24 protein-coding genes are annotated in these 22941 nt (G+C 71.1%); 10 read left to right on the forward strand and 14 right to left on the reverse strand.

Annotated elements, in window-relative coordinates:
- Positions 1–162: 162 nt before the first annotated feature.
- From ACWDRW_RS18655 to ACWDRW_RS18670, 4 genes are all read right to left on the reverse strand, one after another.
- On the reverse strand, positions 163–681 hold the full coding sequence (locus tag ACWDRW_RS18655) for a SixA phosphatase family protein (RefSeq protein ID WP_451724451.1): 519 nt from the start codon (positions 679–681) through the stop codon (positions 163–165).
- Between the two features lie 65 nt (positions 682–746).
- Positions 747–950 (reverse strand): hypothetical protein, encoded by a 204-nt coding sequence (locus ACWDRW_RS18660; RefSeq protein ID WP_451724452.1) that lies wholly within the window; start codon positions 948–950, stop codon positions 747–749.
- 187 nt (positions 951–1137) lie between these two features.
- Positions 1138–1257 (reverse strand): SGM_5486 family transporter-associated protein, encoded by a 120-nt coding sequence (locus ACWDRW_RS18665; protein ID WP_451724453.1) that lies wholly within the window; start codon positions 1255–1257, stop codon positions 1138–1140.
- A gap of 49 nt (positions 1258–1306) precedes the next feature.
- The gene (locus ACWDRW_RS18670; RefSeq protein WP_451724454.1) at positions 1307–2626 is read right to left on the reverse strand and encodes a CynX/NimT family MFS transporter; all 1320 of its coding nucleotides are present in this window, start codon (positions 2624–2626) and stop codon (positions 1307–1309) included.
- A 70-nt stretch (positions 2627–2696) separates the two neighbouring features.
- On the opposite strand from ACWDRW_RS18670, the gene ACWDRW_RS18675 reads away from it, so the two are divergent.
- Positions 2697–3386 (forward strand): FadR/GntR family transcriptional regulator, encoded by a 690-nt coding sequence (locus tag ACWDRW_RS18675; protein ID WP_451724456.1) that lies wholly within the window; start codon positions 2697–2699, stop codon positions 3384–3386.
- Here the strand turns inward: ACWDRW_RS18675 and ACWDRW_RS18680 are convergent.
- The 3 genes from ACWDRW_RS18680 to fabG all read right to left on the reverse strand — a co-directional run bounded on the left by ACWDRW_RS18680 (position 3367) and on the right by fabG (position 5406).
- Positions 3367–3702 carry a hypothetical protein gene (locus ACWDRW_RS18680; protein ID WP_451724457.1) on the reverse strand — a complete coding sequence of 112 codons (336 nt, stop codon included), beginning with the start codon at positions 3700–3702 and terminating at the stop codon, positions 3367–3369. The genes ACWDRW_RS18675 and ACWDRW_RS18680 overlap by 20 nt on opposite strands.
- Before the next feature lie 226 nt (positions 3703–3928).
- A complete protein-coding gene (fabI, locus tag ACWDRW_RS18685) occupies positions 3929–4696 on the reverse strand; it encodes an enoyl-ACP reductase FabI (RefSeq protein WP_451724458.1) in 768 nt (255 codons plus the stop codon).
- A 5-nt stretch (positions 4697–4701) separates the two neighbouring features.
- Complete coding sequence (fabG, locus tag ACWDRW_RS18690) at positions 4702–5406, reverse strand: 3-oxoacyl-[acyl-carrier-protein] reductase (RefSeq protein WP_451724461.1); 705 nt, start codon at positions 5404–5406, stop codon at positions 4702–4704.
- Between the two features lie 244 nt (positions 5407–5650).
- Between fabG and ACWDRW_RS18695 the strand changes: the two genes are divergently transcribed.
- The 3 genes from ACWDRW_RS18695 to tyrS are packed head-to-tail and all read left to right on the forward strand — an operon-like array spanning position 5651 to position 9865.
- Positions 5651–7174 carry a TldD/PmbA family protein gene (locus tag ACWDRW_RS18695; protein WP_451724462.1) on the forward strand — a complete coding sequence of 508 codons (1524 nt, stop codon included), beginning with the start codon at positions 5651–5653 and terminating at the stop codon, positions 7172–7174.
- Positions 7171–8553: a metallopeptidase TldD-related protein gene (locus ACWDRW_RS18700; protein WP_451724463.1), complete on the forward strand. Its 1383-nt coding sequence runs from the start codon at positions 7171–7173 to the stop codon at positions 8551–8553. The genes ACWDRW_RS18695 and ACWDRW_RS18700 overlap by 4 nt, the downstream gene beginning before the upstream one ends.
- Before the next feature lie 43 nt (positions 8554–8596).
- Positions 8597–9865, forward strand: a complete 1269-nt coding sequence (gene tyrS / locus ACWDRW_RS18705; RefSeq protein WP_451724465.1) for a tyrosine--tRNA ligase — start codon at positions 8597–8599, stop codon at positions 9863–9865.
- 69 nt (positions 9866–9934) lie between these two features.
- On the opposite strand, the gene ACWDRW_RS18710 is transcribed toward tyrS, so the two are convergent.
- Entirely contained in the window at positions 9935–10213 is a 279-nt protein-coding gene (locus ACWDRW_RS18710; RefSeq protein WP_451724466.1) for a GlsB/YeaQ/YmgE family stress response membrane protein, read from the reverse strand.
- Positions 10214–10415: 202 nt separating this feature from the next.
- Here ACWDRW_RS18710 and ACWDRW_RS18715 point away from each other — a divergent pair, with 202 nt between their 5' ends.
- Together ACWDRW_RS18715 and ACWDRW_RS18720 are read left to right on the forward strand one after the other, a co-directional pair.
- Positions 10416–10814 carry a DUF3099 domain-containing protein gene (locus tag ACWDRW_RS18715; protein ID WP_451724467.1) on the forward strand — a complete coding sequence of 133 codons (399 nt, stop codon included), beginning with the start codon at positions 10416–10418 and terminating at the stop codon, positions 10812–10814.
- A 214-nt stretch (positions 10815–11028) separates the two neighbouring features.
- Complete coding sequence (locus tag ACWDRW_RS18720; protein ID WP_451724468.1) at positions 11029–11247, forward strand: hypothetical protein; 219 nt, start codon at positions 11029–11031, stop codon at positions 11245–11247.
- A gap of 52 nt (positions 11248–11299) precedes the next feature.
- Here the strand turns inward: ACWDRW_RS18720 and moaA are convergent, their stop codons facing one another.
- The 3 genes from moaA to ACWDRW_RS18735 all read right to left on the reverse strand — a co-directional run bounded on the left by moaA (position 11300) and on the right by ACWDRW_RS18735 (position 14431).
- Positions 11300–12289, reverse strand: a complete 990-nt coding sequence (gene moaA, locus ACWDRW_RS18725) for a GTP 3',8-cyclase MoaA (protein WP_451724470.1) — start codon at positions 12287–12289, stop codon at positions 11300–11302.
- Between the two features lie 148 nt (positions 12290–12437).
- A complete protein-coding gene (locus ACWDRW_RS18730) occupies positions 12438–14078 on the reverse strand; it encodes a solute symporter family protein (RefSeq protein WP_451724471.1) in 1641 nt (546 codons plus the stop codon).
- The gene (locus ACWDRW_RS18735; RefSeq protein WP_451724473.1) at positions 14075–14431 is read right to left on the reverse strand and encodes a DUF485 domain-containing protein; all 357 of its coding nucleotides are present in this window, start codon (positions 14429–14431) and stop codon (positions 14075–14077) included. The genes ACWDRW_RS18730 and ACWDRW_RS18735 overlap by 4 nt, the downstream gene beginning before the upstream one ends.
- A gap of 299 nt (positions 14432–14730) precedes the next feature.
- On the opposite strand from ACWDRW_RS18735, the gene ACWDRW_RS18740 reads away from it, so the two are divergent.
- From ACWDRW_RS18740 to ACWDRW_RS18755, 4 genes are all read left to right on the forward strand, one after another.
- The gene (locus ACWDRW_RS18740) at positions 14731–16254 is read left to right on the forward strand and encodes a S8 family serine peptidase (RefSeq protein ID WP_451724475.1); all 1524 of its coding nucleotides are present in this window, start codon (positions 14731–14733) and stop codon (positions 16252–16254) included.
- A 26-nt stretch (positions 16255–16280) separates the two neighbouring features.
- Positions 16281–17783: a S8 family peptidase gene (locus tag ACWDRW_RS18745; RefSeq protein ID WP_451724476.1), complete on the forward strand. Its 1503-nt coding sequence runs from the start codon at positions 16281–16283 to the stop codon at positions 17781–17783.
- Positions 17784–17825: 42 nt separating this feature from the next.
- Positions 17826–19163: a CoA transferase gene (locus ACWDRW_RS18750; protein WP_451724478.1), complete on the forward strand. Its 1338-nt coding sequence runs from the start codon at positions 17826–17828 to the stop codon at positions 19161–19163.
- 101 nt (positions 19164–19264) lie between these two features.
- Positions 19265–20272, forward strand: a complete 1008-nt coding sequence (locus ACWDRW_RS18755) for a CopD family protein (RefSeq protein ID WP_451724480.1) — start codon at positions 19265–19267, stop codon at positions 20270–20272.
- Positions 20273–20287: 15 nt separating this feature from the next.
- Here ACWDRW_RS18755 and ACWDRW_RS18760 read toward each other — a convergent pair whose 3' ends face one another.
- Genes ACWDRW_RS18760 through ACWDRW_RS18770 form a run of 3 tightly spaced genes read right to left on the reverse strand, consistent with a single transcriptional unit; the run spans position 20288 to position 22889 of the window.
- Positions 20288–21331, reverse strand: a complete 1044-nt coding sequence (locus ACWDRW_RS18760) for a zinc-dependent alcohol dehydrogenase family protein (RefSeq protein WP_451724483.1) — start codon at positions 21329–21331, stop codon at positions 20288–20290.
- A 32-nt stretch (positions 21332–21363) separates the two neighbouring features.
- Complete coding sequence (locus ACWDRW_RS18765; RefSeq protein WP_451724485.1) at positions 21364–22029, reverse strand: lysoplasmalogenase; 666 nt, start codon at positions 22027–22029, stop codon at positions 21364–21366.
- Positions 22026–22889: a sterol desaturase family protein gene (locus ACWDRW_RS18770; RefSeq protein WP_451724486.1), complete on the reverse strand. Its 864-nt coding sequence runs from the start codon at positions 22887–22889 to the stop codon at positions 22026–22028. The genes ACWDRW_RS18765 and ACWDRW_RS18770 overlap by 4 nt, the downstream gene beginning before the upstream one ends.
- Between the last annotated feature and the right edge of the window lie 52 nt (positions 22890–22941).

Here is a 22941-nt window from a genome sequence, read left to right on the forward strand (position 1 = left end):
CCCCCCGCAGGGCTGATCCCCCTGCACGCAGGAATGCCATCCGGCGTCACGCCGGGCTGGTCCCCCCGCACGAAGGCCTGAGCTCCGGCGTCACGCAGGGCTGAGCGCACGCACCGCGGAAGGGGGCCCGGTGCGGCACTGGGCCCCTTCCGTGTGCCGGACTCACTCCGAGGGCGCCCAGTATTCGGCCAGCGTGGCCGTGCCGGGCTCCAGGGCCTTCCAGGAGCCGGTGAAGGTCAGCACGGCGAAGGCGGCGGCCGGGAAGCCACGGCGGCTCAGCCGCTCGCGGGCCTCCTCGTCGGCCGCGCCGGAGAGGACCTCGGCAAGGCCCTGGACGCCGGGGTTGTGGCCGATCAGGACGGCGTTCTGCACCTCGTCCGGGGTCTCGTTGAGCAGGGCGATCAGCTCGCCGGGCGAGGCCTCGTAGATCCGCTCCTCGTAGACGGTTTTCGGCCGGTGCGGGAACTCGTGGACGGCGAGCTTCCAGGTCTCCCGGGTCCGGGTCGCGGTGGAGCAGAGGGCCAGGTCGAAGGGGACACCGGTGTCGGCGAGCCTGCGTCCGGCGACGGCCGCGTCCATGCGGCCCCGCTCGGCGAGCGGCCGCTCGTGGTCGGTCACCTGTGGCCAGTCGGCTTTCGCATGCCGGAAGAGGACGATCCTGCGGGGTTCTGCGACGCTCATGCGTCCCAGCTTCGCATGAAACAGGCCATGGGGCGCCAGGAGTTGACGGGCGACCGCACGGCTGCTCAGCGGCCCATCAGCTGCTGGACCCGCTCCAGGAGCTGGGTGATCGCCGGATCGGCGGTCGCGGCATGGGCCTCGGCCGGGTCGAGTATCAGCATCAGCAGGGTGACGAAGGCCAGCACCGGCAGGGCCAGGGCCCACCAGGGCAGCCGGATGTCGGCACGGCCCTTGGACACCGGGTGGGGCGGGGTGTGCGTGGCCGACATGACGCCTCCGTGAGTCCTCGAACGGTCTGTGCCCGCCTCTCGCGGCCACAACTCGAAGCTACGGAATCCGAAGCCGTCAACCCATCCGGTGATCCACCCAGTTGACCCTGACCTACACCCCCTAGGGGATGGTGGTGCTAGCCCCACCATCGGCGCCGCGGCGGGCACCGTCACGGCAAGGCGATCGTCACGGCGAGGCGATCGTCGCGATGACGGCGATGATCACGAAGACGGCGAGGAACGAGCCGAAGACGAGGAGCATCTTCTTCTGGCCGTTCTGCGGGTTCGGGTCGAGCACTGGCGCCATACGGCAAGTCTGACACCCTCCGGCCGGAGGCGGACCCGCGGGGTCCGGCTCAGCGGGCGGCCTCGTCCTCCACCGTGCGGTCGCGCCCGGCCAGGAGGCCCACCGCCATCTGCGGGATCATCAGGGCGGCCATGAGCGCGATCGGCAGGCCCCAGCCCCCGCTGTGCTGGTAGAGCACGCCGACCAGGAGCGGGCCCGGGATGGAGATCAGATAGCCGGTGCTCTGCGCGAAGGCGGACAGCTGGGCCACGCCCGCGCCGGTCCGGGCCCGCATTCCGACCATGGTCAGGGCCAGTGGGAAGGCGCAGTTGGAGACGCCGAGCAGCAGGGCCCAGGCCCAGGCTCCGGCGGCGGGCGCGAAGTACAGACCGGCGTATCCCGCGAGGCCGCAGACGCCGAGCACGAGGGCGATCGGGCCCTGGTGGGGCAGCCGGGTGGCCACGCGCGGGATGACGAAGGCCAGCGGGACGCCCATCACCATGGTGACGGCCAGCAGCAGTCCCGCCGTGCTCGCGGGCACGCCCGCGTCCCGGAAGATCTGCGCCATCCAGCCCATGGTGATGTAGGCGGCGGTCGCCTGAAGGCCGAAGAACACGGCGAGCGCCCAGGCCGTACGGCTGCGGGTGATCCGCAGGGCGGGCGCCTCCTCGCGCCCGGCCGCTCGCCCGCGCGCGGGCTCCCGCTCGGCGGCGGGTTTCTCTCGCCGGTCCCGCGCGAACGGCAGCCAGGGCACTACGGCGGCCGCCGCGAGGCCCGCCCACACGACGAGCCCGGACTGCCAGTTCCCGCCGAGCGCGTCCGTCATCGGCACGGTGACGGCCGCCGCGGCCGAGGTGCCGAGGGCGAGAGCCATCGAGTACAGGCCGGTCATGGAGCCGACGCGGTCGGGGAACCAGCGCTTGACGATGACCGGCATCAGGACGTTGCTCACCGCGATGCCCATCAGGGCGAGGGCGCTGGCGGCCAGGAACGCGGGCGTGCTGCCCGCGTACGGGCGGATCAGCAGCCCCGCGGTGATCGCGGCCATGCCGGCGCAGACGACGGCGCCGGGGCCGAAGCGGCGCGCGAGACGCGGTGCCATGACGCCGAAGACGGCGAAACAGAGCGGGGGCACGGAGGTGAGCAGCCCGGCGACGCTGCCGCTCATCCCGAGGCCGGTGCGGACCTCCTCCAGCAGGGCGCCCAGGCTGGTGATGGCGGGGCGGAGGTTCAGCGCGGCCAGCACGATGCCGACGACGACCAGACGGGTCCGCCACGCGCGCGTGGACGACGTCGCTGACGCCTCGGCCGTCCGGGCCGCCTGGGCCGAACCGGGCAGGGTCGTGGGTGTCGTCGTCCGGGTTTCCTCGCTCGCCATGAGGCCCATCATAGAATCATGGGATGAATGGCTGTCCATCCCCCGGCTGCCTCCGGCCGCCCGTCCCGTGCGAAGGTGTGCCATGCCCCTGAGCCATCAGCGTCGTTCGGCCCTGTCCGAGCAGGTCATCGCCGCGTTGCGGAACCAGATCACGTCGGGCGAGTGGCCCGTCGGCTCCCGGATCCCGACCGAGCCCGAGCTGGTGGAGCAGCTGGGGGTCGCCCGCAACACGGTTCGCGAGGCCGTCCGGGCCCTCGCCCACAACGGCCTGCTGGACATCCGTCAGGGCTCGGGCACCTACGTGGTGGCGACCAGTGAGCTGGCCGGGGTGATGCACCGCCGCTTCGCCGACGCCGACCCGCGGCACATCGCCGAGCTGCGTTCCACGCTGGAGTCGGGCGCCGCGAAGCTGGCCGCCGAGCGACGCACCGAGAAGGACCTCAAGCAGCTGGACGCGCTCCTGGCGCGGCGCGAGGAGACCTGGGCGTCGGGCGACGCGGAGGCGTTCGTGGCGGCCGACGCCACCTTCCACCTGGCGGTGGTGGCCGCGTCCCACAACGACGCGATGACGGCCATGTACGCCGACCTGGGCGAGGTGCTGCGGGACTGGCTGCGCGAGGACGTCGGCGAGGAGCTGACGCCGGAGACGTACATGGACCACACCCGGCTGCTGGACGCGATCCGCGCGGGCGACGCGGTGACGGCCGCCGAGGAGGCGGCCGGCTATCCCTTCCAGTGCCGCCCGGGGAAGTTCAGCGCTTCTGGTGGCTGACCCACGCCGAGCCGACCTCTTTCCAGCACCGGCCGGTCAGCCGTACGGTCACGGCCGGCCCGGCGTCGACCGGGGTGCTGTCGGTGTCCAGGTCCCACCAGCGGGCGCACTCTATGTGCAGGCGCACCCGGTCCACGTCGACGTACGCGTTGTGGCAGTGGGCGACCACGTGGGAGCCGCGGACGCTCGTACGGCACTCGGCGCCGAACGGCGGCGCGCTGCTCTCCACGCGCGCGTGGGCCGTCGCTTCGTACGGTGTGCCGAACGCGAGGGCGAGAGCGAGGGGCACCGGGGCCAGGCTGCGGGACAGGTACACAAGGGGACCTCCTCGGCCGGGCTGGGGAGGGAAATCACGCGGTGAACGCGTAATCCAGAGTGCCCAGTCGTCGTGCCGCTCCGCCCGATCGGCTAGGCCGAACGAGGGACACCCGACAAGAAGACGACTAACGGCGAGAAGAGACGACCGAGGGCCCCGCACCGGCCGGGTGCGGGGCCCTCGAGATCGGCCGGGCCGCGGCCGGGGCCGAGGCCGAGCGGCGGCGTCAGGCGCCGATGGCGTGCAGTCCGCCGTCGACGTGGATGATCTCGCCCGTGGTCTTCGGGAACCAGTCGCTCAGCAGGGCGACGACGCCCTTGCCGGCCGGCTCCGGGTCCTTCAGGTCCCACTCCAGCGGGGCGCGGGTGTCCCACACGGAGGCGAGCTCCGCGAAGCCCGGGATGGACTTGGCGGCCATCGAGCCGATCGGGCCGGCCGAGACGAGGTTGCAGCGGATGTTCTGCTTGCCCAGGTCACGCGCCATGTAGCGGCTGGTGGCCTCCAGGGCGGCCTTGGCCGGGCCCATCCAGTCGTACTGCGGCCAGGCGTACTGCGCGTCGAAGGTGAGACCGACGACCGAGCCGCCGTTCTGCATCAGCGGCAGGCAGGCCATGGTCAGCGACTTCAGGGAGTACGCCGAGACGTGCATGGCCGTGGCGACCGACTCGAACGGGGTGTTCAGGAAGTTGCCGCCGAGCGCGTCCTGGGGCGCGAAGCCGATGGAGTGCACGACGCCGTCCAGGCCGCCCAGCTCCTCGCCGACGACGTCGGCGAGCCGGCCGAGGTGCTCGTCGTTGGTGACGTCCAGCTCGATGACCTTGGTGGGCTTGGGGAGCTTGCGGGCGATGCGCTCGGTCAGCGTGGGGCGCGGGAAGGCGGTCAGGATGATCTCGGCGCCCTGCTCCTGGGCCAGCTTGGCCGTGTGGAAGGCGATGGAGGACTCCATCAGCACGCCGGTGATCAGGACGCGCTTGCCCTCGAGAATTCCGCTCATGGTGATCAGTGACCCATTCCCAGTCCGCCGTCAACGGGAATGACGGCTCCAGTGATGTACGAGGCGTCGTCCGAGGCGAGGAACCGCACCGTCGCGGCGATCTCGTCCGGCTGCGCGTACCGGCCGAGCGGGACCTGCGACACGATGTTCGCGCGCTGCTCGTCGGTGAGCGCCTTGGTCATGTCGGTGTCGACGAAGCCGGGCGCGACGACGTTGAAAGTGATGTTGCGCGACCCGAGCTCACGGGCGAGGGAGCGCGCGAAGCCGACCAGGCCGGCCTTGGAGGCGGCGTAGTTCGCCTGACCGGGACCGCCGAGCAGGCCGACGACCGACGAGATGAGGACGACGCGGCCCTTCTTGGCGCGCAGCATGCCGCGGTTGGCGCGCTTGACCACCCGGAAGGCGCCGGTGAGGTTGGTGTCGACGACCGAGGTGAAGTCCTCCTCGGACATCCGCATCAGGAGCTGGTCCTTGGTGACGCCGGCGTTGGCGACGAGGACCTCGACCGGGCCGTGCTCGGCTTCGATCTCCTTGTAGGCCTGCTCCACCTGCTCGGTGTCGGTGATGTCGCACTTGACGGCGAGGAAGCCGGCCGGCGGCTCACCCGAGCGGTATGTGATGGCGACCTTGTCGCCGGCGTCGGCGAATGCGCGGGCGATGGCGAGGCCGATGCCCCGGTTGCCTCCGGTGACGAGAACCGAGCGGCTCAACGGATCACCCTTTCGATAGCGGTCTGTCTGACCCGCCCGAACACCTGGATGACAGGCGGCTTCCCCGAAAACCTATCGGGCCCGGGGCTCTCGCGGAGAAGCGGGCACCGACAGTGGCGCGCGGGCGTCACTGTCGGGTCCCTACAGAAGGGAACCGGCCGCGGCTCGCAAACGTGTGGTCCGCGGGCCGGGCCTCGCGACATGATCGGGGCGACCACGGTAACGGCGACAGGAAGAGACCCAGGTGCCTCATACCATCGACGAGTCCTTCACGGCACTCCCCCTACGCGCCCTGGCGGACGCCGCGCTGGCACGCGCGCGTGCCCTCGGTGCCGAGCACGCGGACTTCCGGTTCGAGCGAGTGCGCAGCGCGTCCTGGCGGCTCAGGGACGCCAAGCCCGCGGGCTCCTCGGACACCACCGACCTCGGCTACGCGGTGCGTGTCGTGCATGGCGGGACCTGGGGTTTCGCCTCCGGGGTGGATCTGACCATGGACGCGGCGGCGCGGGTCGCCTCGCAGGCCGTGGCGATGGCGAAGCTGTCGGCTCAGGTGATCAAGGCGGCGGGCTCCGAGGAGCGGGTGGAGCTGGCCGACGAGCCCGTGCACGCGGACCGGACGTGGATCTCGTCGTACGAGATCGATCCGTTCACCGTGCCCGACGAGGAGAAGTCGGGGCTGCTCGCCGAGTGGAGCACGCGGCTGCTCGCGGCGAACGGGGTGAACCATGTCGACGCCTCGCTGCTCACCGTGCACGAGAACAAGTTCTACGCCGACACCGCCGGGACCGTGACCACCCAGCAGCGGGTACGGCTGCATCCGCAGTTGACGGCCGTCTCGGTCGACGAGTCCAGCGGCGAGTTCGACTCCATGCGCACCATCGCGCCGCCCGTCGGGCGCGGCTGGGAATACCTCAGGGGCACCGGCTGGGACTGGGACGCGGAGCTCGAGCGGATCCCGGAGCTGCTCGCCGAGAAGATGCGCGCGCCGAGCGTCGAGGCGGGCGTGTACGACCTGGTCGTCGACCCCTCCAACCTGTGGCTGACGATCCACGAGTCCATCGGGCACGCCACCGAGCTGGACCGGGCGCTCGGCTACGAGGCCGCCTACGCGGGCACCTCCTTCGCCACCTTCGACCAGCTCGGCAAGTTGAGGTACGGCTCCGAGCTGATGAACGTCACCGGTGACCGCACCGCCGAGCACGGCCTCGCGACCATCGGCTACGACGACGAGGGCGTCGAGGGCCAGACCTGGGACCTGGTCAAGGACGGCACGCTGGTGGGCTACCAGCTGGACCGGCGGATCGCGAAGCTGACCGGGTTCGAGCGGTCCAACGGCTGCGCGTTCGCCGACTCCCCCGGCCATGTGCCGGTGCAGCGGATGGCCAACGTGTCGTTGCAGCCGGACCCGGCGGGGATGTCGACCGAGGATCTCATCGGGGGCGTCGAGCGCGGGATCTACGTCGTCGGGGACCGGTCCTGGTCCATCGACATGCAGCGCTACAACTTCCAGTTCACCGGCCAGCGGTTCTTCCGGATCGAGAACGGCCGGATCACCGGGCAGCTGCGGGACGTCGCCTACCAGGCGACCACCACCGACTTCTGGGGCTCCATGGCGGCCGTCGGCGGCCCGCAGACGTACGTCCTCGGCGGCGCCTTCAACTGCGGCAAGGCCCAGCCGGGCCAGGTCGCGGCGGTGTCCCACGGCTGCCCGTCGGCCCTGTTCCGGAGCGTCAACATCCTTAACACCACGCAGGAGGCCGGTCGATGAACAAGCCGCACGAGATCGTCGAGCGGGCTCTGGAGCTGTCCCGGGCGGACGGCTGTGTCGTCATCGCCGACGAGCAGTCCACCGCCAACCTGCGCTGGGCGGGCAACGCGCTCACGACCAACGGCGTCACGCGCGGGCGTACGCTCACCGTCGTCGCGACCGTCGACGGCAAGGAGGGCACCGCCTCGGGAGTCGTCACCCGGTCCGCGGTGACCACGGAGGAGCTGGAGCCGCTCGTGCGGGCCGCCGAGGCCGCCGCCCGGGGTGCCGGGCCCGCCGAGGACGCGCAGCCGCTGGTGGCCGACGTACCGGCGTCCCCCGACTTCACGGACGCCCCGGCCGAGACCTCCTCCGCCGTGTTCGCCGACTTCGCCCCGGCACTCGGCGAGGCCTTCGCACGCGCGCGTGCCGGCGGCCGCGAGCTGTACGGCTTCGCCAACCACGAACTCGTCTCGTCCTACGTCGGTACGTCGACCGGGCTGCGCCTGCGTCACGACCAGCCGAACGGGACGCTGGAGCTGAACGCGAAGTCCCCGGACCGCACCCGCTCGGCCTGGGCCGGCCGCTCCACGCGTGACTTCAAGGACGTCGACCCGGCGGCGCTCGACGCCGAACGGGCCGTACGCCTCGGCTGGGCCGAGCGCAAGGTGGCGCTGCCCGCCGGACGATACGAGACGCTGCTGCCGCCGACCGCCGTCGCGGACCTGCTGATCTACCAGATGTGGTCGGCGTCGGGCCGGGACGCGGCCGAGGGACGCACCGTGTTCTCCAAGCCGGGCGGCGGCACCCGCGTCGGCGACAGGCTGACCGAGCTGCCGCTGACCCTGCGCAGCGACCCGAACGAGCCGGGTCTGGAGGCGGCGCCCTTCGTGCTGGCGCACTCCTCCGGGGGCGACTCCTCGGTGTTCGACAACGGCCTGCCGCTCACGCCCACCGAGTGGATCCGCGAGGGCGAGCTGCGACACCTGCTGACCAGCCGGCACAGCGCGGACCTGACCGGGCTGCCGGTGGCGCCGGGCATCGACAACCTGATCCTGGACGGCGGCGGCGAGCGCTCGCTGGAGGAGATGGTGGCGGACACCGAGCGCGGGTTGCTGCTGACCTGCCTGTGGTACATCCGCGAGGTCGACCCGGCGACGCTGCTGCTGACCGGCCTGACCCGGGACGGGGTGTACCTGGTCGAGAACGGCGAGGTGACCGGCGAGGTCAACAACTTCCGGTTCAACGAGTCACCGGTGGACCTGCTGGGCCGGGCCACCGAGGCCGGGCGCACGGAAAAGACGCTGCCCAGGGAGTGGAGCGACTGGTTCACTAGGGCTGCGATGCCGGCCCTGCGGGTGCCGGACTTCAATATGAGCTCTGTCAGTCAGGGCGTATAACCTCGTACCTGACCCGGAGCACTCCTAAGGAGATACGAGAACCGTGACGGACATCGTCGACGAGCTGAAGTGGCGTGGCGTGATCGCCCTGTCCACTGACGAGGACGCTTTGCGCAAGGCGCTCGCGGACGGTCCCGTCACGTTCTATTGCGGTTTCGACCCGACCGCGGCCAGCCTGCACGTCGGCCACCTGGTGCAGGTCCTCACCATGCGCCGGCTCCAGCAGGCGGGCCTGCGTCCGCTGGCCCTGGTCGGCGGCGCCACCGGCCAGATCGGCGACCCGCGCCCGACGGCCGAGCGCACCCTGAACGACCCGGAGACGGTCGCGAACTGGGTGACCCGGCTGCGCGCGCAGATCGAGCCGTTCCTGTCCTTCGAGGGCGCGAACGCCGCGGTGATGGTCAACAACCTGGACTGGACGGCCGGGCTGTCGGCCATCGAGTTCCTGCGGGACATCGGCAAGCACTTCCGCGTCAACAAGATGCTCACCAAGGAGTCGGTCGCCCGGCGCCTGCAGTCCGAAGAGGGCATCAGCTACACGGAGTTCAGCTACCAGCTGCTCCAGGGCATGGACTTCCTGGAGCTGTACCGGCGGCACGGCTGCACCCTCCAGCAGGGCGGCAGCGACCAGTGGGGCAACCTCACGGCGGGTCTCGACCTGATCCACCGGCTGGAGCCGCACGCCCAGGTGCACGCGCTGGCGACCCCGCTGATGACCAAGGCGGACGGCACCAAGTTCGGCAAGACCGAGGGCGGCGCGGTCTGGCTCGACCCGGAGATGACGACGCCGTACGCGTTCTACCAGTTCTGGCTGAACGCGGACGACCGGGACATCTCGACGTACATGCGGATCCTGTCCTTCAAGTCCCGCGAGGAGCTCGAGGAGCTGGAGCGGCAGACCCAGGAGCGGCCGCAGGCCCGGGCGGCGCAGCGGGCGCTGGCCGAGGAGCTGACGACGCTGGTGCACGGCGCGGACCAGACGGCGGCCGTGATCGCCGCGAGCCGCGCCCTGTTCGGGCAGGGTGAGCTGGCGGACCTCGACGACCGCACGCTGGCCGCGGCGCTGTCCGAGGTGCCGCACATCAAGGTCGCGGAGCTGGCTCCGGTCGTCGATCTGTTCGCCGAGGTGGAGCTGGTGGCGAGCAAGTCGGCGGCGCGGCGGACGATCAAGGAGGGCGGGGCCTACGTGAACAACGTGAAGGTCACCGCCGAGGACGCGGTACCGCAGGCCGGGGAACTGCTGCACGGGCGGTGGCTGGTGCTGCGGCGCGGCAAGAAGAACCTGGCCGCGGTCGAGGTCACCGGCGCCTGAGCGCACACGACGGGGGCGGCTCTCCAGCGGAGGGCCGCCCCCGTCGGCGTAGGAACGCCGCTCGAAGCCTCAGGTGCGCTGTTTCCTCTTGCCCAGCGTCGCCATGTACGCCATGTCCCCCACGCCGACGATGATGAGCGCCGCGACGAGCTGGAAGGCGTGCCGGCTCCAGTCGATGCCGGAGGTCTCCTCGACGCCCGCCGCACGGGCGATGGCGTTGCCCACGATGGCGCCGAGCATGCCGAAGATGGTGGTCAGCCAGAGCGGGCTGTGCTGCTTGCCGGGCAGGATCGCCTTGGCGATCAGACCCAGCACGAACCCCACGATGATCGCCCACAACCAGCCCATGGCTGCCTCCTTGTACGGCTCGACGTGAGCATTGCGCCCAGTCTCCGGCCGTGGGCGGTACGCCGCATGTCGGGTGGGGCCGTACGCGGGACGGCCGAGGTCGTTCACCTGTGCGGAAGGTGCCCCGGTCTCGTAGACGGCGCAGGCCAGGCGTAACGTGGACGGCAGGGGAGAGTCCAAGGCCGGCGGATGGTGGAATGTGATGCGGAAGCAGCACGGCGCGGGCAACGGCCAGGTATTCCGGATCACCGGAGCCAGGGCGGGCCTGCAGGAGGACGTACGAGGGCGGCAGCGCCGGTACGTCATCTCGATGTCGATCCGTACGCTGTCGGTGATCCTCGCGGCGACCCTGTGGAACGTCGAACGGCACGTGGCCTTCGTGGCGTTGGTGCTCGGCGCGGTCCTGCCGTACATCGCGGTGGTGATCGCGAACGCGGGGCGGGAGAACGCGCCTTCGCTGCCCTCCACCTTCGTGACCGCGCCGACGCGTCCGATGATCGCGGGGCCGACGGCGGACGCCCCCTTCGCGGAACCCGTCCCGGAGGACGTGGTCGCCGACCAGACGCCGGGTGCGGCCCGCGAAACACATGACCGGAAATGACCTTGGCGGGGGCCTGGCAAACGGAACCCACCTCCGCACCAAGCTCAAGAAAAGCTCAGATCAATAGTGTTGTTCCGGTGCCGGGCGGCGGGTGACCCATGACATACTTCGTAGGCGCTCCGCATCCCCCGTCGGAGCGACGGACCGACGCCGGGCAGCTCCCCCCGTGGCTGCTCGGCGTCGCCATGTGTACGGGCCCTGTGAGACGAAATCCGTGACTGACGAGACGCCGATCTGTTCCGCCAAGGGCTGCCGTGCCGCCGCCGTATGGGTCCTGGCCTGGAACAACCCCAAGATCCATACGCCGGAGCGGCGCAAGACCTGGCTGGCCTGTGAGGAGCACCGGGAGCATCTCTCCCAGTTCCTGGGCGTGCGGGGCTTCCTGAAGGACGTCGTGGCGTTCTCGGAGTGGGAAGAGCCCAGCGCGCCGTAAGATTTCGGCCGCCGATCGCCTCGGCCGCCGGCCCGTTCAGCCGCCGATCGCCTCAGCCGCCGATGGCCGACATCGGGCGGTCCGGCTGGACGAAGGTCGGGTCGTCCAGGCCCGCGCCCGCCTTCTTGCCCCACATCGCCAGCCGCCAGATCCGGGCGATTTCCTCGTCGGGGGCACCGGAGCGAAGGGCGGCGCGCAGGTCGGTCTCCTCGCGGGCGAACAGACAGGTGCGGACCTGGCCGTCAGCCGTGAGGCGGGTGCGGTCGCAGGCCGAGCAGAACGGGCGGGTCACCGAGGCGATCACGCCGACGCGGTGCGGGCCGCCGTCGACCGTCCAGCGCTCGGCGGGGGCCGAGCCGCGCTCCTCGGAACCCTCCTCGGTCAGCTCGAAGCGGGTGCGCAGAGAGGTGAGGATGTCCCCGGCCGTGATCATGCCGTCGCGCTTCCAGCCGTGCTGGGCGTCCAGCGGCATCTGCTCGATGAACCGCAGTTCGTAGTCGTGTTCCACGGCCCAGGCGAGGAGGTCGGGGGCCTCGTCCTCGTTGAGCCCCGGCATCAGCACGGAGTTGACCTTGACGGGGGTCAGGCCCGCGTCGCGGGCGGCCTGAAGGCCCTCGATGACGTCCTTGTGCCGGTCGCGGCGGGTGAGGGTCTTGAAGACGTCCGGGCGCAGGGTGTCCAGGGAGACGTTGACCCGGTCCAGACCGGCCGCCTTCAGGGCCTGCGCGGTGCGCTTGAGACCGATGCCGTTGGTGGTCAGGGACATCTGGGGGCGGGGCTCCAGGGCCGCGACGCGCTCGACGATGCCGACCAGACCGGGGCGCAGCAGGGGCTCGCCGCCGGTGAAGCGGACCTCCTCGATGCCCAGGGAGGTGACCGCTATGTCGATCAGGCGGACGATCTCGTCGTCCGTGAGGAGATCGGGCTTGGCCAGCCACAGCAGGCCCTCCTCGGGCATGCAGTACGTACAGCGCAGGTTGCACCGATCGGTCAGGGAGACCCTCAGGTCGGTGGCAACTCGGCCGTAGGTGTCGATGAGCACGTGGGCCCCCTCCCTCGTCGCGGAGCACTCATTTTTCCGTCCCTTGCGAGCCTACGTGACCGCACTGACATCAACAGAGCCCGATCCCACGAGGTAAGACGCGGCCGCGTCGTAGTTCCCTACGACGCGGCCGCTTGGGGGGCCGTGCTCAGTGGGCGCCGGTGCCGGTCAGGGACCGGACCTCCAGCTCGGCGTACTTGCCCTTGTCCGGCTCCTCCTTCGACAGGTAGGTGCCGATGATGCCCAGGAGGAAGCCGACCGGGATGGAGATGATGCCGGGGTTCTCCAGCGGGAACCAGTCGAAGTTCGCGTCCGGGAACATCGAGGTGGGCTTGCCGGAGACGACCGGGGAGAAGAGCACCAGACCGACCGCCGTGGTCAGACCGCCGTAGATCGACCAGAGGGCGCCCTGGGTGGTGAACCGCTTCCAGAAGAGGCTGTAGAGGATCGTCGGGAGGTTGGCGGAGGCGGCGACCGCGAAGGCGAGGGCGACCAGGCCCGCCACGTTCAGGTCGCGGGCCAGGGCGCCGAGGCCGATGGAGACGACACCGATGCCGACGGTGGCCCAGCGGGCCGCGCTGACCTCCTCCTTCTCCGTGGCCTGGCCCTTGCGGATGACGTTGGCGTAGATGTCGTGGGCGAAGGACGACGAGGAAGCGAGCGTCAGGCCCGCGACCACCGCGAGGATCGTCGCGAAGGCGACCGCGGAGATGGTGGCCAGCAGGATGGCGCCCCAGGTTGAGTCGACGCCGCCCAGATGCAGCGCCAGCAGCGGGGCCGCCGTGTTGCCCGCCTTGTTGGAGGAGGTGATCTCCTCCTGGCTGATCAGCGCCGCGGCGCCGAAGCCCAGCGCGAGGGTCATCAGGTAGAAGGAGCCGATCAGGCCGATCGCCCAGATCACGGACTTACGGGCGGCCTTGGCGGTGGGCACGGTGTAGAAGCGGATCAGGATGTGCGGCAGACCGGCGGTGCCGAGGATCAGCGCGATGCCGAGCGAGAGGAAGTCCAGCTTGCTGGTGCCGGTGGCGCCGTACTTCAGTCCGGGCTCCAGGAAGGCGGCGCCCTTGCCGCTCTGGTCGGAGGCGGCACCGAGCAGGTCGGAGACGTTGAAGTCGAACTTCAGCAGGACCAGGAAGGTCAGCAGCAGGGCGCCGGTCATCAGCAGCACGGCCTTGACCATCTGCACCCAGGTGGTGCCCTTCATGCCGCCGATGCTGACGTACATGATCATCAGCACGCCGACCAGGGCGACGATGCCGATCTTGCCCGCGTCGCTGCTGATGCCGAGCAGCAGCGAGACCAGGACGCCCGCGCCGGCCATCTGGGCCAGCAGGTAGAAGATCGACACGACGATCGTGGAGGTGCCGGCAGCCGTGCGGACCGGGCGCTGGCGCATCCGGTAGGCGAGGACGTCGCCCATCGTGTAGCGACCGGAGTTGCGCAGCGGCTCGGCGACCAGCAGCAGGGCGACGAGCCAGGCGACCAGGAAGCCGATGGAGTACAGGAAGCCGTCGTAGCCGAACAGGGCGATGGCGCCCGCGATGCCGAGGAAGGACGCGGCGGACATGTAGTCGCCGGAGACGGCGAGGCCGTTCTGGAAACCGGTGAACTGCCGTCCGCCCGCGTAGAAGTCGGCGGCGTCCTTGGTCTGGCGACCCGCCCACACGGTGATGACGAGGGTCGCGACGACGAACACCCCGAACAGACTGATGATCAGCGTACGGTGCTCGCTCGCGGCGTCCGCCGCGAGCAGCGCGTCGCCTGCCAGAAACGTGTGCGCGCCGCTCATGCGCCGCCCTCCATCCGGGACTTGATCGCTTCGGCCTTGGGGTCGAGCTTGGCGGCGGCGTGCCGCGCGTACCACCAGGCGATGAGGAACGTGGTGAGGAACTGGGCGAGGCCGAGGACGAGGGCGACGTTGATGTTGCCGAACAGCTTGGTGCCCATGAAGTCGCCGGCGTAGTTCGACAGCAGGACGTACAGCAAGTACCAGACGATGAAGCCGACGGTCAGCGGAAAGGCGAAGGAGCGGTAGGAGCGGCGCAGTTCACCGAACTCCGCGCTCTCCTGCACCTCGGTGAACTCCTCGGTGGTCGGGAGTCGGTGTTGCTCTTTCGAGGGGGGCGGTGCGTCGGTAGCCACGGAGTCTCCTCGCGGTGCGGGCGCTGTTGCGACATCGGACGGGTTGGGTACGGACATGTGGCGGCTCTGTTCCTCGCGGTTACCAGGGGGCTCGATCGTGCTCGGGCCTCCTGTCCAACGTCACGGCGCCACGCGAGGACCGGTTCAACCCGGTTCACTTCTTTCCGAACTCACCTGTGGCTGGTCATTGCTGGCCAGCGAGGCGGGGAGATAGCTTCACCCTGCACGCCCGTCATGTACCTGCCCGAGCACCACCTGTGCCTCGGGCAGGTTCCGTTTCCGGATGATGTGGAGATCCCATGGCTCATCTGCCTTCCAGACGCCGACTCGCTCTGGCCGTCCCCGTCGTGCTGTCGCTGACCGCCTCGCTCGGCTTCCTGCCGACCGGTGCGACGGCCGCCCCGCTCGCGGAGACCACCGCGCAGACGGCGGACGCGCCGAAGCTGGCCTACGTCGTGAACACCACGACGGACCGCCGGACGCTCGAGTCGGTGAAGAAGGCCGTCACCACGGCCGGGGGAACCGTCGTGGTGTCGTACGACAAGATCGGGGTGATCGTCGCCCACTCCGCCAACCCCGACTTCGGCAAGCAGATGCGTGCCGTGCGCGGGGTCCAGTCGGCCGGTGCCACGCGTACGGCGCCGCTGACCGCCGCCGGCACCACCGACCAGGGCGCCGCCCAGTTCCTGACCGACGCTCAGGCCGCGCGGGCGGCCGACGCCGCCGCCCCCGACAGCGAGCCCCTCGAGGCCGACCAGTGGGACCTGCGGGCGATCGGCGCCGACAAGGCGGCGAAGATCAACCCGGGCAGCAGCAAGGTGACCGTCGCCGTGATCGACACCGGCGTCGACGACACCCACCCGGACCTCGCGCCGAACTTCTCCAAGTCCCAGTCGGCCAACTGCGTGGGCGGTGTCGCGGACACCAGCGAGGGCGCCTGGCGGCCGTACACCGCGGACGACTACCACGGCACGCACGTGGCCGGTGAGATCGCCGCCGCGCGTAACGGCATCGGTGTCGCGGGTGTGGCCCCGGGCGTCAAGGTGTCCGGCATCAAGGTGAGCGACCCGGACAACGGGCTGTTCTACCCGGAGAGCGTCGTCTGCGCCTTCGTGTTCGCGGCCGACCACGGAGTCGAGATCACGAACAACAGCTACTACGTGGACCCGTGGCTGTACAACTGCATGGACGACCCCGACCAGCGGGCCATCGTCGACGCGGTCAACCGGGCCCAGCTGTACGCGCAGAAGAAGGGTCTGCTCCACCTGGCCTCGGCGGGCAACTCCAACCACGACCTGGACTCGGACGCCATCGTGGACACCACCAGCCCGGACGACTCCACCCCGGTGGAGCGCACGATCGACCCGCACGAGTGCTACGACGTGCCCACCCAGTTGCCGGGCATCGTGACCGTCAGCGCGACGGGCGTGCAGAACCTGAAGTCCTACTACTCCTCGTACGGCAAGGGCGTCGTCGACGTCGCCGCGCCGGGCGGTGACCGGCTGTACCAGATACCCGACACGCCCTCGAAGAACGGGCGCATCCTGTCGACGATGCCGAACGGGCAGTACGCCTTCCTGCAGGGCACCTCGATGGCCTCGCCGCACGCCGCCGGTGTGGCCGCGCTGCTGAAGTCCAAGCACCCGTGGGCGACCGGATCCCAGTTGCAGGCGCTGCTCAAGGCGCAGGCGGACAACCCGGGTTGCCCCGAGTCCTACGACCAGAACGGCGACGGCACGCAGGACGCGGTGTGCGAGGGCGGCTCGCGCGTGAACGGCTTCTACGGGTTCGGCATCGTCAACGCGCTGCGCGCGGTCAAGTGACCCACCGGACAGGAGTGAAGGACACCATGACAGCGCACTTCCCGCGCTCTCGCCGTGCACTGGCCGTCCCCGCCGGGATGGTCATGGCCACGGCGCTCGCCCTCCTGCCGAACGTGTCGGTGGCGGCCGAGCCGGAGGCTGACGCGACCGCGCTCAGCTATGTCGTCAACCTCCGCTCCGGACACGGCCCTTCGCCGCGTGTGGAGCGGGCCATCGCCGAGGCCGGCGGCACGATCGTGTCGTCGTACGACCAGATCGGCGTGATCGTGGTCCACTCGGCGAACCCGGACTTCGCCAAGACGCTGCGCGAGGTGCCCGGGGTGGCCTCGGCGGGCAACACGCGGCACGCGCCGCTGCCCGCGCAGTCGACGACGGACGTCGGTACGCCGAAGGTGATCAGTGCGGCCGAGGCCGCGGCCGTCGAGGCCGTCGACGGCGAGGACCCGTTGCAGCCCCTGCAGTGGGACCTGCCCGCCATCAAGGCGGACCAGGCCCATGAGAAGTCGCTGGGCAGCAAGGACGTGACCGTCGCGGTGATCGACACCGGCGTCGACGACACCCACCCCGACCTGGCGCCGAACTTCGACCGTGAGGCGTCGGTCAACTGCGTGACGGGCAAGCCGGACACCTCCGAGGGCGCCTGGCGGCCGGGACCGACGGAGAGCGCGCACGGCACGCATGTGGCCGGGGAGATCGCGGCCGCCAAGAACGGCGTCGGCATGACCGGGGTCGCGCCCGGCGTGAAGGTCTCCGGGATCAAGGTGTCGACGACGGCCGGGTACTTCTACACGGAGGCCGTGGTGTGCGGCTTCGTGTGGGCGGCCGAGCACGGCGTCGACGTGACGAACAACAGCTATTACACCGACCCTTGGTACTTCAACTGCACGGACGACCCGGACCAGCGCGCGCTCGTCGACGCCGTCGCCCGGGCCTCGCGCTACGCGGAGAAGAAGGGCGCGGTCAACGTCGCCGCGGCCGGCAACGAGAACTACGACCTCGCGGCCGACGAGATCACCGACCCGGTGTCCCCGAACGACGGCACGCCCTCGGACCGGGTCGTCGACCCCTCCGAGTGCCTCGACATACCGACCCAGTTGCCGGGCGTCGTGACGGTGGCGTCGACCGGCGCGAAGGGCATCAAGTCGTCCTTCTCCAACCATGGCCTGGGCGTGATCGACATCGCCGCACCCGGCGGCGACTCGACCCGCTTCCAGACCCCGGCCCCACCGGCCACCAGCGGCCTGATCCTCGGCACGCTGCCCGGCGGCAAGTGGGGTTACATGGCCGGCACGTCGATGGCGTCCCCGCATGTCGCGGGTGTGGCTGCGCTGATCAAGTCGACGCACCCGAAGGCCCCTCCGGCCCTGGTCAAGGCCCTCCTGTACGCCGAGGCGGACGCCACGCCGTGCACGGACCCGTACGACATCGACGGCGACGGCAAGATCGACGCCGTGTGCGAGGGCACGAAGAACCGGAACGGGTTCTACGGGTGGGGCACGGCGGACGCGCTGGACGCGGTGACCAAGTAGCCGGTCCATACGTTGATTCGGTCAATACTGCATAGTGCAGTCATGACCGACGTCGCGTACGCCTGGTCCGCGCTGGGCGGTGACCCCGCTCTTCTCGCGCGGATCTCCACCGTGGTGCGGGGAGGCGCTCTTCAGGGGCGCCTCCCCGTACGTCAATTGGCCCGCGCGTGTGTGGGAGCGTGCGCGCTGGCCGCCGCCGAGCTGGGGGCACGGCGGGCCGGGCTCGCCGAAGTGCCGCACGTGCGCGTGGATGACGGGGCCGTCGCCACGGCGTTCCTGAGCGAGCGCCATCTGTTGATCAACGGGCGGGCGCCGGTCAACTTCGCCCCGCTGTCGCGGTTCTGGCGTACGGCGGACGGGTGGGTGCGCACGCACGCCAACTACCCGCATCACCGGGAGCGGCTGCTGGCGGTGACGGGGCACCCGGAGTCTGTGGCGGAGCGGTCCGCGCTGGAGGTCGAGGAGGCCGTGAACGCGGCCGGAGGGCTCGCCGTCGCCGTGCGTACGCCCGAGGAGTGGGCCGGACATCCGCAGGCGGCCGTGGTGGGCGGGCTGCCGTTGGTGGAACGGCAACGGCTGGACTCGGCACGCGCGCGTGCGCTTCCGGCGGGCGGTGCGGCGCTCCCGCTCGACGGGGTGCGCGTGCTGGACCTGACGCGGGTCGTCGCGGGACCCGTCGCCACCCGCACCCTGGCCCTGCTGGGCGCGGACGTGCTGCGCGTCGACTCGCCCCGGTGCCCCGAACTGCCCGACCAGCACGCCGACACAGGGTTCGGGAAGCGGTCCGCGGTGCTGGATCTCGTCGCGGACCGGCAGGCCTTCGAGGAACTGCTGGCGGCCGCGGACGTGGTCGTCACCGGGTATCGGCCGGGCGCCCTGGACCGGTTCGGGCTCGCTCCCGACGCCCTCGCGGAGCGTCGGCCGGGGGTGGTCGTGGCGCAGGTGTCGGCGTGGGGCGCCCACGGGCCCTGGGGTGGCCGGCGGGGCTTCGACAGCCTGGTGCAGGCGGCCACCGGGATCTCCCTCCTGGAGGGGGCGGGAGAGGCGCCGGGCGCGCTGCCCGCGCAGGCGCTCGACCACGGCACCGGGTACCTGCTGGCGGCGGCCGTCCTGCGCGCCCTGACCGAGCGGCACGAGGAGGGCGGCGGCAGGCTCGTACGGCTGGCGCTGGCGCGCACCGCGCACTGGCTCATGACCGGGATCGAGGCGGGGGACGCGGACGGGCCGGCTTACGGCGGGCCCGGACCCTGGCTGAGCGAGACCGACAGTGCGCTCGGGCGGCTGCGGTACGCCCTGCCGCCGGTGGCGTTCGAGGGCGGGCCGGCGGACTGGGCACGGCCGCCCGGGGTGTGGGGAACCGATCCCGCGCGGTGGACGTGAGTCGTAGCGGAGCCCGAAAACGTACTCATGGCCGGAATGCCGTACCGCCAGTTGTTTTCCTGCGCTTGCCCGGTTCTGGGACAACTGGTGAAGATCATGAGGTGACCTTGATACGACCCACGTCGGGGGCGGCCGACCCCGGCGAACGCCCGCGGCGCCCCGGTACGGGCCGGGCCGTCGCCGTCCTCGTCCTGGTGGCGCTCGGGGCGCTGATCCCGCTGCTCGGCCCGTCCGCCGCCCTGCACGACACCGGGGAGGCCGCCGCGCCCGGCACCCGCGGCATCACGCTGCTGCGGACGGTGCTGTTCGCCGCGCTGTGCGTTCAGCTGGGCGAGCTGTTCGTGAACCGGCTGGCCCGCTTCCTGCCCGGCGCTCCCCCGGCCGCGCCTCGCCCTTGGGCGCCGTACGCGGCCGGCGCCGGTTTCCTCGCCGCCCTCGGGCTCGCCTCGGTGGTGTCGACGGGCAATCTGGTGCCGGACAGCCTCTCCGACCTCGACGTGGGCGGCCTGTACGCCACCCGCGACGGCAAGCTGGCCCTGCTGGAGGTCAACGCCTTCGCCGTGGCGGGACTGTGCGCGCTGTCCCGGCGTCCGGGCACCCAGGTCTGGCCCCTGTCCGCGGTGGTCGTGGCCGAGGCGCTGCGCGCGCATCCGCCCACCGAGCACGCCCCGCTCCTCGGTTCCGGACTGACCCTGGTCCATCTGACGTGCGCGGCGCTGTGGGCGGGCGGCCTGCTGCACGTCCTGCGGCGCCTGCGGGCCGGGGCTCCGACGAAGGCGGGCGCGGCACTGCTCGGGCTCTACGCGCGCGTGGCGGCCGTTCTGCTCGCCGCCATCACGGCGACCGGGGTGTGCAGTTCGCTGCGCCGGATGCCGTCGGAGACGATCGTCGAGCAGCTGACGACCACGGCGTACGGGCGCGTGCTGCTGGCCAAGGTGCTGCTGGTGGCGGCCGTCGCGGCGCTCGCCCTGTGGGCGCGGGTCCGGCTGAGCCGGGCCCCCGACCCGCTCACGGCCTGCGCCCCCGCGCGCGTGGAGGTCGTCGCGCTGGGGGTGGTCGTGGCGGTGTCGGGGCTGCTGACGGCGCTGCCGGTGCCGATCAGATGGTGATCGTCGCCCGGGGTTTCAGAGGGTGACCATCACCTTGAGCGCCACCCGCTCGTCCATCGCCTTGTAGCCCTCGGGCACGCCCTCCAGGCCGACGGTCATGTCGAAGACCGGCGAGGGGTCGATGCGGCCCTCCAGCACGTCGGGCAGCAGCTCGGGCAGGTAGGCGCGGACCGGGGCGACGCCGCCACGCAGGGCGATGTTCCGGTCGAACATCACCCCGAGGTCGAGTCCGGTGCCGCTGCCGTGCGGCACGCCGACGAAGCCGATGCCGCCGCCGTCGCGGGCAATGCTCACGGCCGTACGCATGGACTGCTCGGTGCCGACCGCCTCGACGACGGCGTGCGCGCCCTGGCCGCGGGTGAGTGCGCGGACGGCCTCGACGGCGGCCTCTCCTCGCTCGGCGACGACGTCGGTGGCGCCGAAGCGGCGCGCGATGTCGGTGCGGACCTGGTGGCGGCCGAGTGCCACGATCCGCTCGGCGCCGAGCCGCTTGGCGGCCAGCACGGCGCACAGGCCGACGGCGCCGTCGCCGACCACGGCGACCGTGGCGCCGGGACGGGCGCCCGCGGCGAGGGCGGCGTGGTGGCCGGTGCCCATGACGTCGGACAGGGTCAGCAGGGCGGCCAGCAACCGCTCGTCGGAGACGGCGTCCTTGGGCAGCCTGACGAGGGTGCCGTCCGCGAAGGGCACGCGCACGGCCTCGCCCTGGCCGCCGTCGTAGCCGACGGAACCCCAGAAGCCGCCGTGCTCGCAGGAGGTCGTCAGGCCCTCCCGGCAGTAGTCGCACGAGCCGTCGGACCACATGAAGGGCGCGACGACCAGGTCGCCCGTGCGCACCCCGGAGACCTCGGAGCCGGTCTCCTCGACGACCCCGAGGAACTCGTGCCCGATCCGCTGCCCCGACTGCCGGGCCGCCTCTCCGCGGTAGGCCCACAGGTCGCTGCCGCAGATACAGGCGCGCAGCACCCGGACCACGGCGTCGGTGGGCCGCTGGACGACGGGGTCGGGTACGTCCGCCACCCGCATGTCGTACGGGGCGTGGATGGTGGTGGCGCGCATGGGAGGTTCTCCTGCGGTGTCGTGAACTGCGCTCAGGGGATGGTCGAGCGCACCTCACCGTACGTCGCCGCCGGGTAGGGACGCCCGTCGAGAGCTCTGAGTGTGCCCGTGCAGAGCAGGAACTGCGCGGCAATATAGGTGAGCATGATCCACAGGTCGGGCCGGGGCGGCTGCGGCCACTCCGCGACCCCGGTGGCGATGAGGGTGTCGGAGAGCATGAAGAGCGCGCCGCCGAGTCCCGCGACCGTGCCGAACCGGGCACCGGCCCGGTACGCCATGGCCGTGAGCAGCAGGCTGTACCCGGCGACCGGGACGCGCAGATCGGCCGGGAGGTCCGGCCAGAGGGCCGCGACGGTGGTGGTGAGGGCGACGCCGTACGCGGCGAGGAGGAACGGCTGGTGGCCACCGCGCCCCTTGAACAGCAGGAGATAGCAGACGTGCCCGGCGGCGAAGGAGCCCATGCCCGCGAGGAACGCGGGCTCGGCGTCGGACAGCAGCAGGACGTCGCCGCCCCAGCCGCACAGCAGGGCGGCGACCAGCAGCCGGGGCGCCCCCGACCGGGCGGCGTACCCGGCGAGCAGGGGCATGAGCAGCGGCTTGGCGACGAGATGCCCGGGGTCGTAGCCGGCCGCCAGGGAACCGAGGTCGACGACGGCGGCCAGGCCGAAGGCGAGCAGCAGAGCGCGTCGCGACGTCACGCGGAGACACTCTCCCGGGCCGGTTCGGCGGCGGCGGGCTGCCAGCCGGGTCCGCGCAGCAGGTGCCCGACCCGGTGCCGCCAACTGCGCGCCTTCTTCAGGTCCCGGGCGATGGAGACGTACTCGTGCGTGGCGACCTTGATCGGGTTGTACGTGTCGATGTTCTTGGTGAGACCGAAGACGGGACGGTCGGTCTCCGCGACGAAGGAACGGAACAGCCGGTCCCAGACGATGAGGATGCCGCCGAAGTTGCGGTCGAGGTAGCCGCCCTGCGAGGCGTGGTGGACACGGTGGTGGGAGGGCGTGTTGAACACGAACTCGAACCAGCGGGGCATCTTGTCGATGCGCTCGGTGTGGATCCAGAACTGGTAGACGAGGTTCGCCGAGGAGCAGAAGGCGAGCGCGGCCGGGTGCACACCGCAGGCGATGAGGGGGACGTAGAACGGCCAGACGGTCAGCGAGGTCCAGGGCTGGCGCAGCGCGGTGGTGAGGTTGAACTTCCGGCTGGAGTGGTGCACCACGTGGCAGGCCCACAGGATGCGTACGACGTGATGGCCGCGGTGGGACCAGTAGTAGAAGAAGTCCTGCGCGAGCAGCATGAGCAGCACCGTCCACCACAGGACGGGCACGCGCAGTGGTGTGAGCTCGTATATCGCGGTGTAGATCGCGACGATGGGGATCTTCCACAGGAAGTCGAAGAGCAGACTCCCGAGCCCCATGCCGAGGCTGGTCGCGGCGTCCTTCGTCTCGTAGCCCGCCGCCTCCTCGTCGGGATGGATCCGGACGCTGATCATCTCGACCACGGTGAGCAGGACGAAGGCGGGTATCGACCACAGCACGACATCGGGCAGGTTCGGCATGCTAGGCACCGTAGAACCGCTGGTCGGCCACGGCTAGGGGTTGTTACTCACA

The organism is Streptomyces sp. NPDC003635, assembly GCF_053587635.1.

Excerpts from the sequence above, each read along its gene's own strand:
- ACWDRW_RS18670 (WP_451724454.1), bottom strand. The coding sequence starts at position 2,626 with ATGATGGGCCTCATGGCGAGCGAGGAAACCCGGACGACGACACCCACG.
- ACWDRW_RS18665 (WP_451724453.1), bottom strand. The coding sequence starts at position 1,257 with ATGGCGCCAGTGCTCGACCCGAACCCGCAGAACGGCCAGAAGAAGATG.
- ACWDRW_RS18745 (WP_451724476.1), top strand. The coding sequence starts at position 16,281 with ATGACAGCGCACTTCCCGCGCTCTCGCCGTGCACTGGCCGTCCCCGCC.
- ACWDRW_RS18675 (WP_451724456.1), top strand. The coding sequence starts at position 2,697 with ATGCCCCTGAGCCATCAGCGTCGTTCGGCCCTGTCCGAGCAGGTCATC.
- ACWDRW_RS18760 (WP_451724483.1), bottom strand. The coding sequence starts at position 21,331 with ATGCGCGCCACCACCATCCACGCCCCGTACGACATGCGGGTGGCGGAC.
- ACWDRW_RS18750 (WP_451724478.1), top strand. The coding sequence starts at position 17,826 with ATGACCGACGTCGCGTACGCCTGGTCCGCGCTGGGCGGTGACCCCGCT.
- ACWDRW_RS18770 (WP_451724486.1), bottom strand. The coding sequence starts at position 22,889 with ATGCCGAACCTGCCCGATGTCGTGCTGTGGTCGATACCCGCCTTCGTC.
- ACWDRW_RS18660 (WP_451724452.1), bottom strand. The coding sequence starts at position 950 with ATGTCGGCCACGCACACCCCGCCCCACCCGGTGTCCAAGGGCCGTGCC.
- fabI (WP_451724458.1), bottom strand. The coding sequence starts at position 4,696 with ATGAGCGGAATTCTCGAGGGCAAGCGCGTCCTGATCACCGGCGTGCTG.
- ACWDRW_RS18700 (WP_451724463.1), top strand. The coding sequence starts at position 7,171 with ATGAACAAGCCGCACGAGATCGTCGAGCGGGCTCTGGAGCTGTCCCGG.
- ACWDRW_RS18715 (WP_451724467.1), top strand. The coding sequence starts at position 10,416 with ATGCGGAAGCAGCACGGCGCGGGCAACGGCCAGGTATTCCGGATCACC.
- ACWDRW_RS18655 (WP_451724451.1), bottom strand. The coding sequence starts at position 681 with ATGAGCGTCGCAGAACCCCGCAGGATCGTCCTCTTCCGGCATGCGAAA.
- ACWDRW_RS18740 (WP_451724475.1), top strand. The coding sequence starts at position 14,731 with ATGGCTCATCTGCCTTCCAGACGCCGACTCGCTCTGGCCGTCCCCGTC.
- ACWDRW_RS18730 (WP_451724471.1), bottom strand. The coding sequence starts at position 14,078 with ATGAGCGGCGCGCACACGTTTCTGGCAGGCGACGCGCTGCTCGCGGCG.
- ACWDRW_RS18710 (WP_451724466.1), bottom strand. The coding sequence starts at position 10,213 with ATGGGCTGGTTGTGGGCGATCATCGTGGGGTTCGTGCTGGGTCTGATC.